The organism is Candidatus Methylomirabilota bacterium (assembly GCA_035764725.1).
In the GTDB taxonomy this organism is placed as follows: domain Bacteria; phylum Methylomirabilota; class Methylomirabilia; order Rokubacteriales; family CSP1-6; genus DASRWT01.
Window position 1 is genome coordinate 1 of the sequence record DASTYT010000095.1, and the last position, 14,962, is coordinate 14,962.

The 14,962-nt window shown below is 70.1% G+C and carries 12 protein-coding genes; all 12 read left to right on the forward strand.

Annotation, left to right across the window (positions count from 1 at the left end):
* Positions 1-196 precede the first annotated feature (196 nt).
* The 12 genes from VFX14_14710 (at position 197) to VFX14_14765 (ending at position 14,929) form a co-directional block, all read left to right on the forward strand.
* Positions 197-1,777: a hypothetical protein gene (locus VFX14_14710; GenBank protein ID HEU5190933.1), complete on the forward strand. Its 1,581-nt coding sequence runs from the start codon at positions 197-199 to the stop codon at positions 1,775-1,777.
* Between the two features lie 8 nt (positions 1,778-1,785).
* The gene (locus VFX14_14715) at positions 1,786-3,657 is read left to right on the forward strand and encodes a hypothetical protein (GenBank protein HEU5190934.1); all 1,872 of its coding nucleotides are present in this window, start codon (positions 1,786-1,788) and stop codon (positions 3,655-3,657) included.
* The gene (locus VFX14_14720; protein ID HEU5190935.1) at positions 3,657-4,418 is read left to right on the forward strand and encodes a prepilin peptidase; all 762 of its coding nucleotides are present in this window, start codon (positions 3,657-3,659) and stop codon (positions 4,416-4,418) included. The genes VFX14_14715 and VFX14_14720 overlap by 1 nt, the downstream gene beginning before the upstream one ends.
* 229 nt (positions 4,419-4,647) lie before the next feature.
* Complete coding sequence (locus VFX14_14725) at positions 4,648-5,118, forward strand: GspH/FimT family pseudopilin (protein ID HEU5190936.1); 471 nt, start codon at positions 4,648-4,650, stop codon at positions 5,116-5,118.
* A 317-nt stretch (positions 5,119-5,435) separates the two neighbouring features.
* A complete protein-coding gene (pilM, locus tag VFX14_14730; GenBank protein ID HEU5190937.1) occupies positions 5,436-6,500 on the forward strand; it encodes a type IV pilus assembly protein PilM in 1,065 nt (354 codons plus the stop codon).
* On the forward strand, positions 6,497-7,045 hold the full coding sequence (locus VFX14_14735) for a PilN domain-containing protein (GenBank protein HEU5190938.1): 549 nt from the start codon (positions 6,497-6,499) through the stop codon (positions 7,043-7,045). The genes pilM and VFX14_14735 overlap by 4 nt, the downstream gene beginning before the upstream one ends.
* Before the next feature lie 3 nt (positions 7,046-7,048).
* Positions 7,049-7,696 carry a type 4a pilus biogenesis protein PilO gene (gene pilO / locus VFX14_14740; GenBank protein ID HEU5190939.1) on the forward strand — a complete coding sequence of 216 codons (648 nt, stop codon included), beginning with the start codon at positions 7,049-7,051 and terminating at the stop codon, positions 7,694-7,696.
* Positions 7,693-8,139, forward strand: a complete 447-nt coding sequence (locus VFX14_14745; protein ID HEU5190940.1) for a hypothetical protein — start codon at positions 7,693-7,695, stop codon at positions 8,137-8,139. Before pilO ends, VFX14_14745 begins: the two co-directional genes overlap by 4 nt.
* A gap of 28 nt (positions 8,140-8,167) precedes the next feature.
* Positions 8,168-10,624, forward strand: a complete 2,457-nt coding sequence (locus tag VFX14_14750) for a secretin N-terminal domain-containing protein (protein ID HEU5190941.1) — start codon at positions 8,168-8,170, stop codon at positions 10,622-10,624.
* A gap of 9 nt (positions 10,625-10,633) precedes the next feature.
* A complete protein-coding gene (gene aroC, locus VFX14_14755) occupies positions 10,634-11,806 on the forward strand; it encodes a chorismate synthase (protein ID HEU5190942.1) in 1,173 nt (390 codons plus the stop codon).
* 40 nt (positions 11,807-11,846) lie between these two features.
* The gene (aroB, locus tag VFX14_14760; protein ID HEU5190943.1) at positions 11,847-12,929 is read left to right on the forward strand and encodes a 3-dehydroquinate synthase; all 1,083 of its coding nucleotides are present in this window, start codon (positions 11,847-11,849) and stop codon (positions 12,927-12,929) included.
* Complete coding sequence (locus VFX14_14765) at positions 12,926-14,929, forward strand: tetratricopeptide repeat protein (GenBank protein ID HEU5190944.1); 2,004 nt, start codon at positions 12,926-12,928, stop codon at positions 14,927-14,929. The genes aroB and VFX14_14765 overlap by 4 nt, the downstream gene beginning before the upstream one ends.
* Positions 14,930-14,962 lie beyond the last annotated feature (33 nt).

The following is a 14,962-nucleotide window of genomic DNA, read 5'->3' on the forward strand; positions in this document are numbered from 1 at the left end:
ATGGCCTCCACGCCGGCGGCGCCTGCGGGCTGGACGGCGTATGGCTATAGCTCGACTGCCTCCGGCGCGTTCACGATCTCGGCGTCGGGCGACTCGACCACCGTCAGCCTGCCGTAAGGACCTTCACTCACACCCGGGGGAGGGGCCGTGGCCCCTCCCCCGTTTTTCTTTCTTCAGGTCGAACGCCGCATCCCACATGGCTGCTCTCCGCCACCCCGTGCTGATCCTGCTGCTCTTCGGATCACTGGCCTTCGCCGCGGTGCCCACCTTCGATCTGGTCTGGGACGACCTCCACTACCTGCACCCCGGCTCCGCGCTCGCGCGCGGATCCCTGGTCGAGCTCGTGACCGCAGATTGGAGCCTGGAGGGCCCGCGTAGCGGCTACTACCGGCCCGTGGTCACGTTGAGCCTCGCCGCCGAGACCCACCTCTTCGGCGGCACGCCGGCGGCCTACCATCTGATGAACGTCGTGTATCACCTGGCGACAGCGCTCGCCCTCGTCTGGGCGGCGAGGCGCCTCCTCGGTAGCGCGATGGCGGCCTGGCTCGCAGGCCTCGCCTTCGCGCTCCATCCCATCCACACGGAGTCAGTCGCGTGGGTGTCGGGGCGCACCGACGTGATCGCGACCCTCTTCTTCTGCCTGGCCATCGGGTGCTACACGCGGGCCCCACGAATCGGCTCCGCCAGGATGCTGGGCGCCCTCGCCGCCGCGGGAGCCAGCATCCTCTCCAAGGAGCCGGCGATCGTCTTGCCGGCGGTGCTCCTCGCCTGGGAGCTCTGCCGGCCACAACCAGCGCGGCAGCAGATCACGGTCGCGCTCGGACGCGTGGCCCCATTTGTCGTGCTCGCGCTCGGCGCCCTCGCGCTCCGCCGGCTCGTCCTCGGCGCCGTCGCGGGACCGCTCGTGGACGCAGACGCCCTGCCCGCGCGACTTGCCACCGGAGTCACCGTGCTGGGCCGCTACCTGCTCCTGCTCGTCGCGCCCTTCCCGGCCAATCCCGACTACGTGCTCCACCCGCTTGCGACCTGGACGACATGGGCCACCCTCGTGTCGCTGGCCGCATTCTTCGCGCTCGTGGCCGCCGCCGCGATGGCCTGGCGTTGGTCCCGCGTTCCGGCCTTGCTGGTGGCCTGGCTCCTCCTCACCGCGGGGCCTTCGACGCCGCTCTTGCCCGTCGGGCCGGTACACATGGCGGAGCGCTTCCTCTACCTGCCCTCCGCGGCCTTCGCCATGGCGCTGGGCTGGGCCGGGGCCGGCGCGCTGGCCGCGGCGGGCCTCCACGAATGGCGCGATCTCCGGGCAGCATCCAGTGTCCGGGCCCTCGCCGTGGGCGGCAGCGTGGCCGTCATCCTGATCGCGAGCCTCGCGCTCACCGCGTACCGGTGCGAGGACTGGCGCGACGCCGAGCGGCTCTTCACGCGGATGGCCGCCTCCTCGCCGTCCTCCTGGAAGGCGGCCAACGGGCTCGGCCACGTCTACGAGGATCGCGGGCAGCTCGCCGCGGCCGCCGTGGAGTATGGCCGCGCGGCGGCCCTCAATCCCGTGGCGCTACAGCCGGTGCTCAGCCTCGCGCTGGTGGAAAGCCGGATGGGCCTGCACGAGCAGGCGGCTCGGCGGGCGGACGCGATCCGACGGCTCGATCCCGACGGCGCAGCGGCCCTGCAGGTCGCCTGGATCCACTCGAATGCGGGTCAGCGCGACGAGGCTGCGGCGGCCTTGGCGCTCGCCGCAGCACGGCAGGCCCGCGCCGCCGCGGTCGGAAGGACGACGCCGTGATGCGAGGGATGCGGGGACCTGTCCTCGCGGTGGCCGTCGCGACCGTGCTCGCCTACGCGCGGACGCTCTCGTTCGAGTTCGTGTGGGACGACGTGCTCTTGGTGGCGCGCAGCCAGCGCCTGCGAGAATGGTCGTCGCTCCCCACGGTGCTCGCATCGCATTTCTGGGCGGAGGTACACGAGGGGAGCCACTACTACCGGCCACTCGTGTCGCTGAGCTACTTCCTGGACCTCCACATGTGGGGGCTCAATCCGTTCGGCTTTCACCTCACGAATCTGCTCGCGCACCTCGCCACCGCGCTGGCCGTGCTCGTGCTCGCCCGCCGGCTGACCGGTAACCTCCTGGCCGCCTCGATTGCCGGCGTCGCCTTCGCGCTGCACCCGATTCACACCGAGTCGGTCACGTTCATCTCGGGGCGCACGGATGTGCTGTCCACGCTGCTGTTCCTTCTGGCCCTGCTGGGCTACGCCCGCTGGCGCGACGGCGGAAGCGCGCCGGTGCTGGCGGGATCGCTCGCCGCATTCTTCCTGGCCCTGACGGCCAAGGAAGTGGCGGTGACGCTCCCCCTGATCCTGGTGCTCTGGGACCTCCTCGTGACACCTGGGGGCGGCCGCGCGACGGCCGACGCAACGGAGTCCCGATACGGCCCGCTCGTGCGGGCGGCCGGGCGCTACGGCGCCTATGGGGCGGTCATCGGGCTCTACCTCGTTGTTCGGATGCTCTCGCTGGGCGCCCTCGTGGAATCCGATCCCGGCGTCTGGGGCACGCTGCTCACGCGCCTCCTCACCACGACCAAGATCGTGGCGAGCTATGCGTGGATGGCCTTGGTCCCGTTCCCGGCCAACGCCCACTACGTGATCGTGCCCGTCATCGCGCCGCCGCCGTTGGCATGGTGGGGCGCCGCCGCCTTCCTCACCGTGCTCCTGGCCGCCACCGCATGGGCGGTCGTGCGGGCCCCGCGCTGGGGCTTCTGCGCGCTCTGGTTCTGGCTCACCCTGATCCCGTCGGTCGGGGTGAACCTGCTGCCCCTGCCCACCGCGGTGATGGCGGAGCGCTTCCTCTACCTCCCCTCGGTCGGCTTCTGCGTCCTGCTGGGGGTGGCGCTCGGCCGTGCCCTCGGCGCGGCGGGGAAGGTCGCCGCTGACCAGATTCGACCGGCGCCCGCCTTCGCGCTGGCGGGGATGCTTCTCGCCTATGTCGGACTCACGATCTGGCGGAACGAGCCCTGGCAGGATCACTACCACCTCTACCTGCACATGGTGGACACCTCGCCGGACTCCGATCTGCCGCATGTGAATCTCGCCTTGGTCCAGCTTCCTCGCGGCGAGATCGCCGAAGCCCATGCGCACTTCAAGCGGGCCGTCGAGATCGCCCCGGCCAATCCGCGCGCGCTCGTCGGTCTGGGTCTGACCGAGACGATCCTGGGCGAGCGCGAAGCCGGCCTCCGGCACGCACTCGACGCCGAGCGCCTGGCGCCGAAGAATCCCAATGTCCTTGGGTTCCTCGGCCAGCTCTACCTCCTGAGGGAGGAGCCCGCCAGAGCGGTGGAGGTCTTTCAGGAGTCCCTCCGCATCCATCCCGAGCAGGCCTACACGAGCGTGCTGGTCGCACGCGCCCTGGGCCGGGCGGGCCGACATAGGGAGGCCGAGGCGGCCCTCACCCGGGCGGCGGCCCTCGTCCGACCCGGCACCGAGGAGGCGGCCGTATTCGACCGCGTGACCGCAGAGGTCACGGCTAGAATCGAGCCGGCCCGGGCCCGCGCCGCCTTGAAACGTTACATCGCCCGGCTGAGGGCACAGCCCGAACTCACCCGCGCGGGCCAGGCCGACTTGATAGATGCCGAGCGCCAGCTCGCCTTCCTCGGGGGGAAGGGCCGGTGATGCCCTTCGCCGTGCTGGCGCCGATCCTGTTCGGCTTCGGCCTGTGCGTGGGGAGCTTCCTCAATGTGGTCATCGCGCGCGTCCCCCAGGGTCGAAGCGTGGTCTACCCGGGCTCGGCATGCCCACGCTGCGGGAAGCCCATCGCCTGGTTCGATAACATCCCCCTGCTCTCCTATGCGCTCCTGCGCGCCCGCTGCCGGAACTGCGGCGAACCGATCTCCCTGCGCTATCCACTCGTCGAGCTCCTCACCGGCCTTCTGTTCGTCCTGGCTGCTTGGGAGCTGGGAACGGGCCTTCACCTCGTGGCCGGCCTCGCACTCATCGCTACGCTCATCGCAATCACCGCCATCGACCTGGATTGCCAGCTCATCCCGGATGTGATCTCGCTTCCCGGGATCGTCCTGGGCTTCGTGCTGAGCGCGATAGCCGGCCAACCCGGCTGGCTGGGCTCCCTGATCGGCATCCTCGTCGGCGGGGGGCTGTTCTTCGTGATCATCGTGGCAAGCCGAGGCGGCATGGGCGGCGGGGATATGAAGCTTGGAGCCATGCTCGGGGCCTTCCTGGGCTGGAAGCTCGTGCTGGTCGCGGCCCTGCTGGCCGTGTTGAGCGGCGGTGTCGTGGCGATTGTCCTCCTCGCCCTCCGCAGCAAGGGGCGGAAGGACGCCGTCCCCTTCGGCCCGTTCCTCGCCCTCGGCGGCGCCGTGAGTCTTTTCTGGGGAGTTCCGCTCCTGGAATGGTATCTGGGAGTCTTCGCAGGGTGAATGTCGGGCGGACCGGACGTGTCAGCATGCTGACGTCACCCCCACGGTCACTTCCTGTCACCGCGAACACGACGGGGGGCTGGACGGCGGGAAATGTCGATGTAAGTGGCGAAAACCTCGGGGCTAATCGGGTGTCCGCCCATCCTCGGCGAAAGGACACCATTGGCCTCCTTTTTGCTGGGTCATTGTTATCAGCCGGTTTGCCGGCAGAAAGGCTGGGAGCACAATCATGACGGCTCGGCGGTCGCGGAGAGCGGAAGGCCAGGGCGGCTTCCAGCTTGTCGAGCTTCTCCTGATCGTGGCCATCATCGGGATACTGATCACGATCTCGGTGCCCTTTCTCGTGACATACCTGCAGGCCGCCACGCTCAAGGGACAGGCGGAGTCGGTCGCCACGTGGCTGAACCAGGGCCGGCAGCTCGCGATCCGGAACAATCAGAGCGTCTGCGCCGACATCGATGGCGCGGGGATGCACTACCACCTCGTGAACTGTGCCGGCACGGTCTGGGTAGGGGCCGGCACCAACTCCACCGGGTATATCCCGTTCCCGGCTGGCATCACGATGGCGGTCGGGGCACCTACCGTCTTCAACTATCTCGGCGCCGCCACTCCTGCAGCCACCTACACGATCACCCAGACATCCTCCGGCCGGACCATCACGGTCACCGTTGCGACCACCGGCCGCATCACCATTCCCTGAATACGGCTTAAATCGGCGGCGGGTCCCCCCGGGGGCCCGCTGCTGTCGTAGCTCTTGCGGGACGCGCGAGTAATGGTCAGAAGTTGACGCCAGATTCGTGGCGTTCCGGCGGCGGGAACTCTCGTCGCGTTCCACAAGGCACTGTGGAATGGGATGGGCCGTATACAACGGGGAGAATGGACTGAAAATGCCGGTTTTTTCGCATCACCCATATAGAGTAGCCACGCGCTCGCGGATTTCAGCCGATCGTCAATCATCCTCGGATAGAGGCGCCCCCGCATGTCGCGGGGCGCAGACCTATCCCTAGGGAGCCGACCATGGGGCTGTTCGGGCTGGGGAAGAGGCAGGCGACGTTCGGGCTGGACATCGGGGCCAGCGCGGTCAAGGTGGTGGAGCTCGCGGAGACCAGGGGCGGCGGCTTCGCGCTCCAGGCATTCGCTCGGGTGGCCCTGCCGCGTGACGTGATCGCGGACGGGACGGTCCGCGAGCCGGGCATCGTCGCGGAGGCCATCAAGGAGGCCGTCGACAAGGCCGGCATCAAGAGCAAGTCGGCGGTGATCTCGGTCTCCGGCCGGGAGGCCATCACCAAGCGGGTCCCCCTCCCCAAGGTCGGCGCCAAGGAGCTGGCCGACGCCATCGTGCTCGAGGCCGAGCACCACATCCCCTTCGCGGTGGATGACGTCTTTCTCGACTATCAGGTGGTCGGGGAGAGCGGGAACACCATGGACGTGATGGTGGTCGCGGTCAAGAAGGTGAAGGTGCTCGAGTACGTCGCCGCGGTCGAGGAGGCCGGGGTCGAGCCGACGGTGGTCGACCTGGACGCCTTTGCCATCCAGAACCAGTTCGAGCTCAACCACCCCAACGAGGGCGCCGAGGCCGTAGCGCTCATCGACATCGGCGCCTCGATCATGAAGACCAACGTGATCCGGAATGGCCTCTCGATCTTCGCCCGCGACGTGCCCTTCGGCGGCCATCACTACACCGAGGCCATCGCGCAGCGCCTCAACATCCCCTTCGAGAAGGCGGAGGCTGCCAAGCGGGGCGAGAACGTGGGCGTGAACTGGGACGACATGGTCCCGGCGCTCGAGGCGGTCTCGCGGGAGCTCTCCCTCGAAGTGCAGCGGACCTTCGACTACTTCGCGTCGACCACAGAGTCAGAGCGGATCGCCAAGATCGTGCTCTCCGGCGGCTGCGCGCAGCTCGCTGGCCTCGACGAGTTCCTCTCATCGTCGTGGGGCATTCCCGTCGAGCTGGCCAAGCCCTTCCAGGCCCTGCAGGTGGATGCGGGACGCTTCCCCGCCGCCGAGCTCGACCGGATGGGACCGGTGCTCGCGGTGGCGGTCGGGCTGGGCATGCGTCGTCCGGGAGACAAGCCGGCATGATCAAGATCAACCTCGCGCCGCCGCGGGAGAAGAAGGGGTTCACGTTCCAGGTCCCCACCTTCAACCTCGGCATCCTGTTCGGCATCCTGTTCGCGGCGCTCGTCGTCCTCGCGGGCGGCGTCTGGTGGTTCTTCGAGTCGGAGACCATGCGCCTCCAGAACGAGATCGCGGAGAACCAGAAGGAGATCGATCGCCTCCAGCTCGTCATCGCCGAGGGCCTGAGGTTCAAGAAGGACAAGGAGGAGCTGGAGAAGCGGGTCAACGCCATCGAGGCGGTGGCGCGGATGCAGCCGCGGCCGGTCTATCTGATGGACTCCGTGGCCGACATGCTGCCGAAGGACCTCTGGCTGACCCGGATGGAGGAGCGCGGAGGCGTGATCCGCTTCGGCGGCACCACCTACTCGTCGGTCGCCCTTTCCGACTTCATGTCGAATCTCCGCGCCTCGGGGAAGTTCAAGGACGTGGATCTGGTGGAGCATCGACAGGATCTCACCAAGTCACCGCGGACGATCACCTTCGAGGTGTCGGCCCGCTTCGAGATCTGAGCCATGGCCATCTACGACCCGCTCCTCGCGCTGCCCAAGTCCCAGAAGATCGCCATCGGGGCCATCGGCCTCGTGGCGGTGGGCGCGCTCTCCTTCTTCCTGCTCATCCAGCCCAAGTGGGACGAGCGGGACGCGCTCTGGAACCGCAACGAGGCGCTCCGGGCCAAGGTGGTCCAGGCGCGCGCGGACGAGGCCAACCTCCGGCCCTTCCGGGTGCAGGCCGCCGCGCTCCGCAAGCGCCTCGAGGCCGCGCAGGAGCGCCTGCCCCTCGAGCGCGAGGTGCCGCGCCTCTATCGCCAGGTCTCCGACCTCGCCGTCCAGTCCGGGCTCGGGCTGGCGCTCTTCCAGCCGCGGGCACCCGAGGAGAAGGCCATCCTCACCGAGCTGCCCATCGCGATCATCTCGGAGTCCGGCTATCACCAGCTCGGCACCTTCTTCGAGAAGGTGGGGCGCCTCCCCCGCATCGTGAACCTCGGCGATTTCCGCTTTTCCGGCATCGAGCGGTCGACCGGCTCGGTGCGGGCCGAGCTCACCTTGCAGACCTACGTGTTCCGTCCGGAAGGCGCGCCCCCGCCGGCCGCCAAGCCGGGTCAGCCCGGTCAGCCCGGCCAGCCCGCTCCCGCGGCGCCGGCCACGGGAGGGCAGCGATGAGAACGAGAGCGCTCGTGCTCGCCGCCGCGACCTCGCTCATCGTGGCCGGCTGTGGCAGCAGCAGCCCGCCGGCGCCCCCCGGACCCGTCGCGTCGGCGCCCCGGGCCCCGGTGGCGCCCAAGGAGCCGGACGCAGGGCCGTCGCTGGCGCCGATCCCCTACGAGGCCAAGGGGCGCCGCGATCCGTTCGCGCCGCTGGTCATCGCGTCCGGCGGCAAGGGGCTCACGATCGGCTCGGCAAAGCTCGTCGGGGTGATCCAGGGGCGCACCTCGCCCCTGGCTCTCGTCGAGACCTCTGAAGGCATCGGCTACGTCCTGAAGGCTGGCGACACGCTCGGCGACGGCCGCGTCACCGAGATCGGCGTGGACTTCGTGAGCTTCGCGGTGACGCCCAGACCCGGTCAGGCGGGCGGCTCCGTGACGCTCAGACTCAGAACCGACTAGGGGGGTGGGGACGATGACTCGGAAAGCCATGGCACTCACGATTGCGCTGCTCATGCTCCTGGGCGCGGCCCTTCCCGCCGCGGCTCAGAACGCGGTCCAGCTCAAGAATGTCCAGGTCGAGAGCCGGACTGACGGCGTGACGATCAAGATCGCCACGACCGGCACGCCCAGCTATTCGGCGTCGCTCATCGACACCCCCAACCGGCTGGTCATCGACGTCACCGGAGCCGCCTACGCCTGGAGCAAGACCCGCCTCAACCCCGACGTGGACCCGATCAAGGAAATCCGCGGGAGCCAGTGGAAGGTGGGAACGGCGCGCGTGGTGGTGGAACTGACCCGCAAGGTCGGCTACCGCATCGAGGAAAGCGCCGACGGCCTGGCCGTCGTCCTCGAGCCCTCCGCGACGGCATCGGTGGATCCCGCCGAGAAGCCCGAGGCGCCCAAGGCGGCGCCCAAGAAGGCCGAGGTCGCCAAGGCCGACGCGCCCAAGGCGGAGACCGTGAAGCCCGAGCCGGCCCGCAGGGACATCGCGCGGGTCGAGGCACCCAAGACGCCGGAGCCGGTCAAGGCCGAGCCGGCCAAGCCGGAGGCGCCCAAGCCGGTCGCGAAGGCGGAGGCGCCCAAGCCCGAGCCCGTGAAGGCCGAGCCCAAGGTCGAGGCGCCGAAGGCCGACATGGCCAAGACCGAGGTGGCTCCGCCCGCGTCGGCGGTGCCCGCGGTGCCGCATCCGGCGGTGATCGCGCAGGCCACGACGACGCCCGCCGATGGTGGCCGGCTGCTGTCGATGGACTTCAAGGACGCCGACGTCGTCAATCTCCTCCGCATCCTCGCGGCCGAGAGCGGCCGCAACATCGTGGCCGGCGAGGACGTGAAGGGCCGGGTGTCGATCTCGCTCCGCAACGTGACCTGGGAGCAGGCGCTGGAAACCATCCTCGAGGTCAAGGGGCTGCAGAAGGTCGAGAAAGGCAACGTCATCCGTATCGTCTCGACCGAGCAGCTCACCAAGGAGCGCGAGGCCGAGGCGCGCGTCAACGAGGCCAAGCTCAAGGCCGAGATCGACACGCGCACGAAGATGGCCGAGGCCCAGATCAAGGAGCAGGATCTCGCCGCCCGGAGAATCGCCAACGAGGCGGCCGCCGAGGAAGCGCGGCAGCGCGGGCCCCTGCGCGAAGAGACGGTGCGGCTGTCCTATGCCGATCCCGAGGAAGTGGCCAAGACGCTCCAGGGCATTCTCGGTATCCCGCCGGAGGGCACACAGCCCATCTCCGGCACTATCCCGAGCGTGCCCCCGGTGATCTCCAGCACAGGCCCGAACCTGGCCCTGCCGAATCAGCCGCCGTTCTCGGCGCTGTACGGCCCGGGCGCGCCGCCGGCCCCGGTGGTCTCGGTAAGCCAGGATGTGCTCGCCAAGGGCATCACGATCCGCGCCCACAAGCCGACGAACACGATCTTCATCCGCCACTACGCCGCTGATCTCGAGCGGATCAAGCGGCTCATCCGCGAGCAGCTCGACATCCCGCTTCCGCAGGTCAAGATCGAGGCGCGGATGGAGATCCTCGACCGCACCGCCCTGGAGGCCCTCGGCGTGCAGTGGGGCGGCGCCACCTCGGCCAACACCGGGAACACGACTCTGGTGGGCCAGGGCTTCCAGTCGGCTCCGAGCACGGTGCCGGGCCTGACCCTGCCGGTCGTCGGCGGTGTGCTCCAGCCGGACGGCTCCACCGTGGTGACAGCGCCGACCGGTGTGCAGGGCTTCCAGCCGCGCAACACCAATATGTCGCTCGGCCGGCTGCTACCCATCGACAGCTTGACTGGCCTGCCGATCGGGGGCAACCTCGTCAACATCCCGTTCCAGAGCCTGCCGAACGCCTCGAACTTCACGCCGGCGGGCGGCATCGCGTTCGGTATCGTGGGGTCGCGGTTCAACATCAACCTGGCCCTGCAGGCGCTGGAGAACCAGGGCAAGACCCGGACGCTCGCGCGCCCGGAGATCGTGACCGTGGAGAACAACAAGGCCGAGGTGTCGCTGGGTGAAGAAATCCCCTACGCCACCGTCAGCTCGGCCGGTACGCAGATCCAGTTCAAGGAAGCGGTGCTGAAGCTGGCCGTCACGCCCACGGTGACGCGCGAGAAGATCAACAACGAGGACATCACGAAGATCAAGATGGTGGTCATGGTCGAGAACAACTCGCGCGGTGACACGATCAGCCCGGCGGCGGGCGTCAGCGTGCCGATCATCCAGCGTCGCAAGGCGGAGACCCAGGTGCTCATGCGGGAAGGCGAGCGCCTCGTGATCGGCGGCGTGACCCAGTCCGTGCAGCAGAACACCGTGCGCAAGGTGCCCGTCTTCGGCGACATCCCGCTGCTGGGGTGGATGTTCAAGGCGCGGGAGAACTTCGAGACGGGGCGTGAGCTGGTCGTGTTCCTCACACCTTCGCTGGTCAAGACTGACGGCGCCCTTCTGGCGAAGCCGCTCAGCAGATAGAAGGAGACGGTGAACGGGGCGTTCAGGTTCCTCACCGCGGGCGAGTCCCACGGTGAGGGCCTGACCGCCGTCATCGAAGGCCTCCCCGCCGGACTCCCCCTCACCGAAGCGGATATCGACGCCGACCTCGCGCGGCGTCAGCGCGGCTACGGCCGCGGCGGCCGGATGAAGATCGAGCGGGACCACGCCCACATCACCTCGGGCGTGCGGTGGGGGCTCACGCTCGGCAGTCCCCTCACCCTCACCATCCAGAATCGCGACTGGGAGAACTGGAAGGACACCATGGCGGTGGGCGAGCCACCCTCCGGGACCGCCGCCAAGGCGGTCACCCGGCCCCGCCCCGGGCACGCCGACCTCGCCGGGGCGATGAAGTACAGCCACCGCGACATCCGCAACGTGCTGGAGCGTTCCAGCGCCCGCGAGACCACCGCCCGGGTCGCCGTGGCCGGCGTCGCGCGACGGCTCCTCCGCGAGTTCGGCATTACGATCTTGAGCCATGTGACCGAGATCGGCGGCGTGCACATCGGCCCCCTCGCCCTGCCCTGGGACGAGATCGCGCGCCGGGCCGAGGCCAGCGAGGTACGCTGCGCCGATCCCGAGGCCGAGCGCGCCATGATCGAGGCCATCGACGCGGCGAAGGGGAAGGGCGACACCCTGGGCGGGGTCTTCGAGGTGGTCGGGCTCGGCTGCCCCGTGGGCCTGGGCTCCTACGTGCACTGGGACCGAAAGCTCGACGGGCGGCTCACCCAGGCCTTCTGCTCGATCCACGCGATCAAGGGCGCCGAGGTCGGGATGGGCTTCGAGGCGGCGCGGCGGCCCGGATCGGAGGTGCACGACGAGATCCTCCTCGACCCCGCGGGCGGATTCACGCGCGGCACCAACAGCGCGGGCGGCCTCGAGGGCGGCGTGACCAACGGCCAGCCAGTGGTCGTGCGGGCCGCCATGAAGCCCATCTCGACGTTGCGGCGGCCGCTCCGCTCGGTGGACCTCGAGACCAAGGCCCCGGTGGAGGCCGTCGTCGAGCGCAGCGACGTGTGCGCCGTGCCGGCGGCGGGCGTGGTCGGCGAGGCCATGATGGCCATCGTGCTCGCTCAGGCGTTCCTCGAGAAGTTCGGCGGCGACAGCCTCGAGGAGATTCGCCGCAACTACGGCGCCTATCAGGAGTACCTGAAGAGCTGGTAACGCGGGCCGCGCGCGCGGCCGGTGCGGGTACACTCGACCCATGCACGATATCCCGGTGAACCTCGGCTCCCGCTCCTATCGCATCCTGGTGGCGCCCGGGGCCCTCGCCCGCGTCGGCGAGGAGCTCGGACGTCTCGGCGTGGGTGCCAAGGTCGCCCTCTTCTCCGACCCCGGCATCCTCGCGCGCCACGGCCGGCCGGTGCGGCAGGGCCTCGAGCGGGCCGGCTTCCAGGTCACGGTGGTCGAGCTGCCCGAGGGCGAGAGCGCGAAGACTGTGGAGGTCGCGGGCCGCGGCTGGGACGCGCTGCTCGACGCTGGACTCGACCGGGGTTCCACCGTGGTGGCGCTGGGCGGGGGCGCGGTGGGCGACCTCGCGGGCTTCGTGGCCGCCACCTACATGCGCGGCGTCAACTTCGTGCAGGTGCCGACCACGCTGCTGGGCCAGGTGGACGCCTCGATCGGGGGCAAGACCGCCGTCGATCATCCCAAGGCCAAGAACCTGATCGGCGCGTTCCATCAGCCGCGCCTGGTGCTGGTGGATCCGGCCGTGCTGACCACGCTTCCGGACCGCGAGTTCCGCTCGGGGCTCGCCGAGGTCATCAAGCACGGCATCGTCCTGGACGCGGCCTACTTCGCCGACCTCGAGGCGAGCTGCGGGCCCCTGCTCGCCCGCGACATCGACACCCTCACGCGCGTGGTCGCGGGCTCGTGCCGGCTCAAGGCGCACGTGGTCGAGCGCGACGAGCAGGAGGCCGAGCTGCGGGCGGTGCTGAACTACGGGCACACGATCGGGCACGCGGTGGAGGCGGCGACGGGCTTCGCCCGCTGGACTCACGGCGAGGCTGTGTCGATCGGCATGATCGCGGAGGCGCGCCTGGCCGAGCGTCTCGGCATCGCGAGCGCCGCCACCACGCACCGTCAGGCCGCCCTGCTCCAGGCGGTGGGGCTGCCGGTGCGCGGCTCGGGCGCTGCGCCGGCCAGCGTGCTGGAGGCGCTCGGCCGCGACAAGAAGTCGCGCAACGGCCGCGTGCCCTTCGTGCTGGCGCCCGAGATCGGCCGCTTCAAGGTCGTCCCTGACGTGCCGCGGGAGGCGGTGCTCGCGACGCTGCAGGAGCTCGGGTGATCGAGGGAGGTGGCGGGAGCCTCCGCCGCGGGGCTCTCGACTCATCCTGGCTGCGCGTGCTGGTCCCCCTCGGCCTCGCGCTCGTCGCCATGGTGGTCTTCCTGCCGGGACTCGACGGCGCCTTCCTCGATTGGGATGACCGCGAGAACTTCCTCCACAACCCCCACTACCGGGGCCTCGGGATCGCGCAGCTGCGCTGGATGCTTACCACCAGCCGCACGGGCCACTGGATCCCGCTCACCTGGCTCACGCTGGCCGTGGACTGGCGCCTCTGGGGCATGGAGCCGTTCGGCTATCACCTCACCAGCCTGATCCTGCACGGGGCATCCGGCGCGCTCTTCTACCTCGTGGGCGTCCGCCTGCTCGCGCGGGCGCAGCCGCGCGCGTCGCGCCTCGCGGTGACGCTGGGCGCCGCCGCGGCGGCGCTGCTGTTCGCCGTGCACCCGCTACGCGTCGAGTCGGTGACCTGGATCACCGAGCGGCGCGACGTGCTCGCGGGCCTGCTCTTCCTCGCCGCGACGCTCACGTACCTCGGCCGCTGGAGCGCCGACGGCGCGCCGCGCCCACGCGGCCGGCTGCGCTACCTCGTCTGCCTGATCCTCTTCGCCGCGGCGCTGCTCGCCAAGTCGATGACGGTGACGCTGCCCGCGGTCCTCCTGATCCTCGACGTGTACCCGCTGCGCCGCCTGGGCGCCGCCGCAGGCGGCTGGCTGACTCCACGGACGCGTGCGGTCTGGCTCGAGAAGGTGCCGTTCCTGTTGCTGGGCGCGGTGGCCGCCGCCGTCGTCATCGCGGTCAACCGCGCCACGGGCAATCTCTCGTCGATGGAGCAGTTCGGCATCGTCGACCGCGTGGCGATCTCCGCGTACTCGCTCGTGTTCTACCTGGAGAAGACGCTGCTGCCGCTCGGGCTCTCGCCGATGTACGAGCTGCCCCCGACGCTCGAGCCCTGGCGCTGGCCCTTCGGCGGCGCCCTGCTGCTCATCGTGGCGATTACCGTCGTGGCGCTCGGCCGCGCCCGGCGGTGGCCCGCGCTGCTCGCGGCATGGGCTGCATACGCGGTGATGCTGTTCCCCGTATCCGGCCTCTTCCAGAACGGCTTTCAGATCGCGGCCGACCGCTATACCTATCTCCCCTGCCTGTCATGGGCGCTCCTGGCCGGCGCCGGCGTCACCCGGCTGGTGGCGGAGGACGGGCTGGCGCGGCGGGCGCGCGCCGCGCTCGCCGTGACTGCCCTCGTGCTCGTGGTGCTTGGCGCCCTGTCCTGGCGGCAGACGCGCGTGTGGCAGGACACGGAGTCGCTCTGGCGCCGCGCCCTCGCCGTCGCGCCATCGTCGGTGCCGCACTCGAACCTCGGGCTCGTCCTCGCCCGAGCGGGCGGGACGCGGGAGGCCATTCCGCACTACCGGGAGGCGCTGCGACTGCGCCCCACCTACGCGGAGGCGTGGAACAACCTGGCCCTGGCGCAGTCCCAGCTCGGCGACGTCACCGGCGCCGCCCGGAGCCTCGCCGAGGCCGTGCGGCTCAAGCCGCGTTACTCCGCGGCGTGGAGCAACCTCGGCATGGTGCGCGCGCGCCAGGGCCAGGTCGGCGAAGCCATCGCCGCCTATGACGAGGCCCTTCGGCTGGCGCCCGACAACGCGGACGCCCATGGCAACCTGGGCGCGACGCTGGACGCGGAAGGGCGTAGCGAGGAGGCTCTTCGGCATCTCCGCGAAGCGGCCCGGCTCCGGCCGGACTCCGCGGACGCGCAGGGCAATCTCGGCATCTTCTACGCGCGGCGCGGGGACGTGACAGCTGCCGCCGGCTACTTTGCGGAAGCGCTACGGCTCCGTCCCGAGTCGCCCGAGGCGCACAACAATCTCGGCCTGGCCCTCGCCCAGCAGGGCCGAATCGACGTGGCGGCGGTCCACTTCCAGGAAGCGGTGCGGCTGCGCCCCGGGTACCGGGAGGCGCAGTCGAACCTCGCGCGGGCGCAGGCCCTCCTCGGAGGCCGGTAGGTTGACGGAGTTCGCGCCGCCGCGTATAAAAGG

Coding starts and splice junctions, on each gene's coding strand:
- VFX14_14710 (HEU5190933.1), top strand. CDS start 197: ATGGCTGCTCTCCGCCACCCCGTGCTGATCCTGCTGCTCTTCGGATCA.
- VFX14_14735 (HEU5190938.1), top strand. CDS start 6,497: ATGATCAAGATCAACCTCGCGCCGCCGCGGGAGAAGAAGGGGTTCACG.
- VFX14_14750 (HEU5190941.1), top strand. CDS start 8,168: ATGGCACTCACGATTGCGCTGCTCATGCTCCTGGGCGCGGCCCTTCCC.
- pilO (HEU5190939.1), top strand. CDS start 7,049: ATGGCCATCTACGACCCGCTCCTCGCGCTGCCCAAGTCCCAGAAGATC.
- pilM (HEU5190937.1), top strand. CDS start 5,436: ATGGGGCTGTTCGGGCTGGGGAAGAGGCAGGCGACGTTCGGGCTGGAC.
- VFX14_14715 (HEU5190934.1), top strand. CDS start 1,786: ATGCGGGGACCTGTCCTCGCGGTGGCCGTCGCGACCGTGCTCGCCTAC.
- VFX14_14720 (HEU5190935.1), top strand. CDS start 3,657: ATGCCCTTCGCCGTGCTGGCGCCGATCCTGTTCGGCTTCGGCCTGTGC.
- VFX14_14725 (HEU5190936.1), top strand. CDS start 4,648: ATGACGGCTCGGCGGTCGCGGAGAGCGGAAGGCCAGGGCGGCTTCCAG.
- VFX14_14745 (HEU5190940.1), top strand. CDS start 7,693: ATGAGAACGAGAGCGCTCGTGCTCGCCGCCGCGACCTCGCTCATCGTG.
- aroB (HEU5190943.1), top strand. CDS start 11,847: ATGCACGATATCCCGGTGAACCTCGGCTCCCGCTCCTATCGCATCCTG.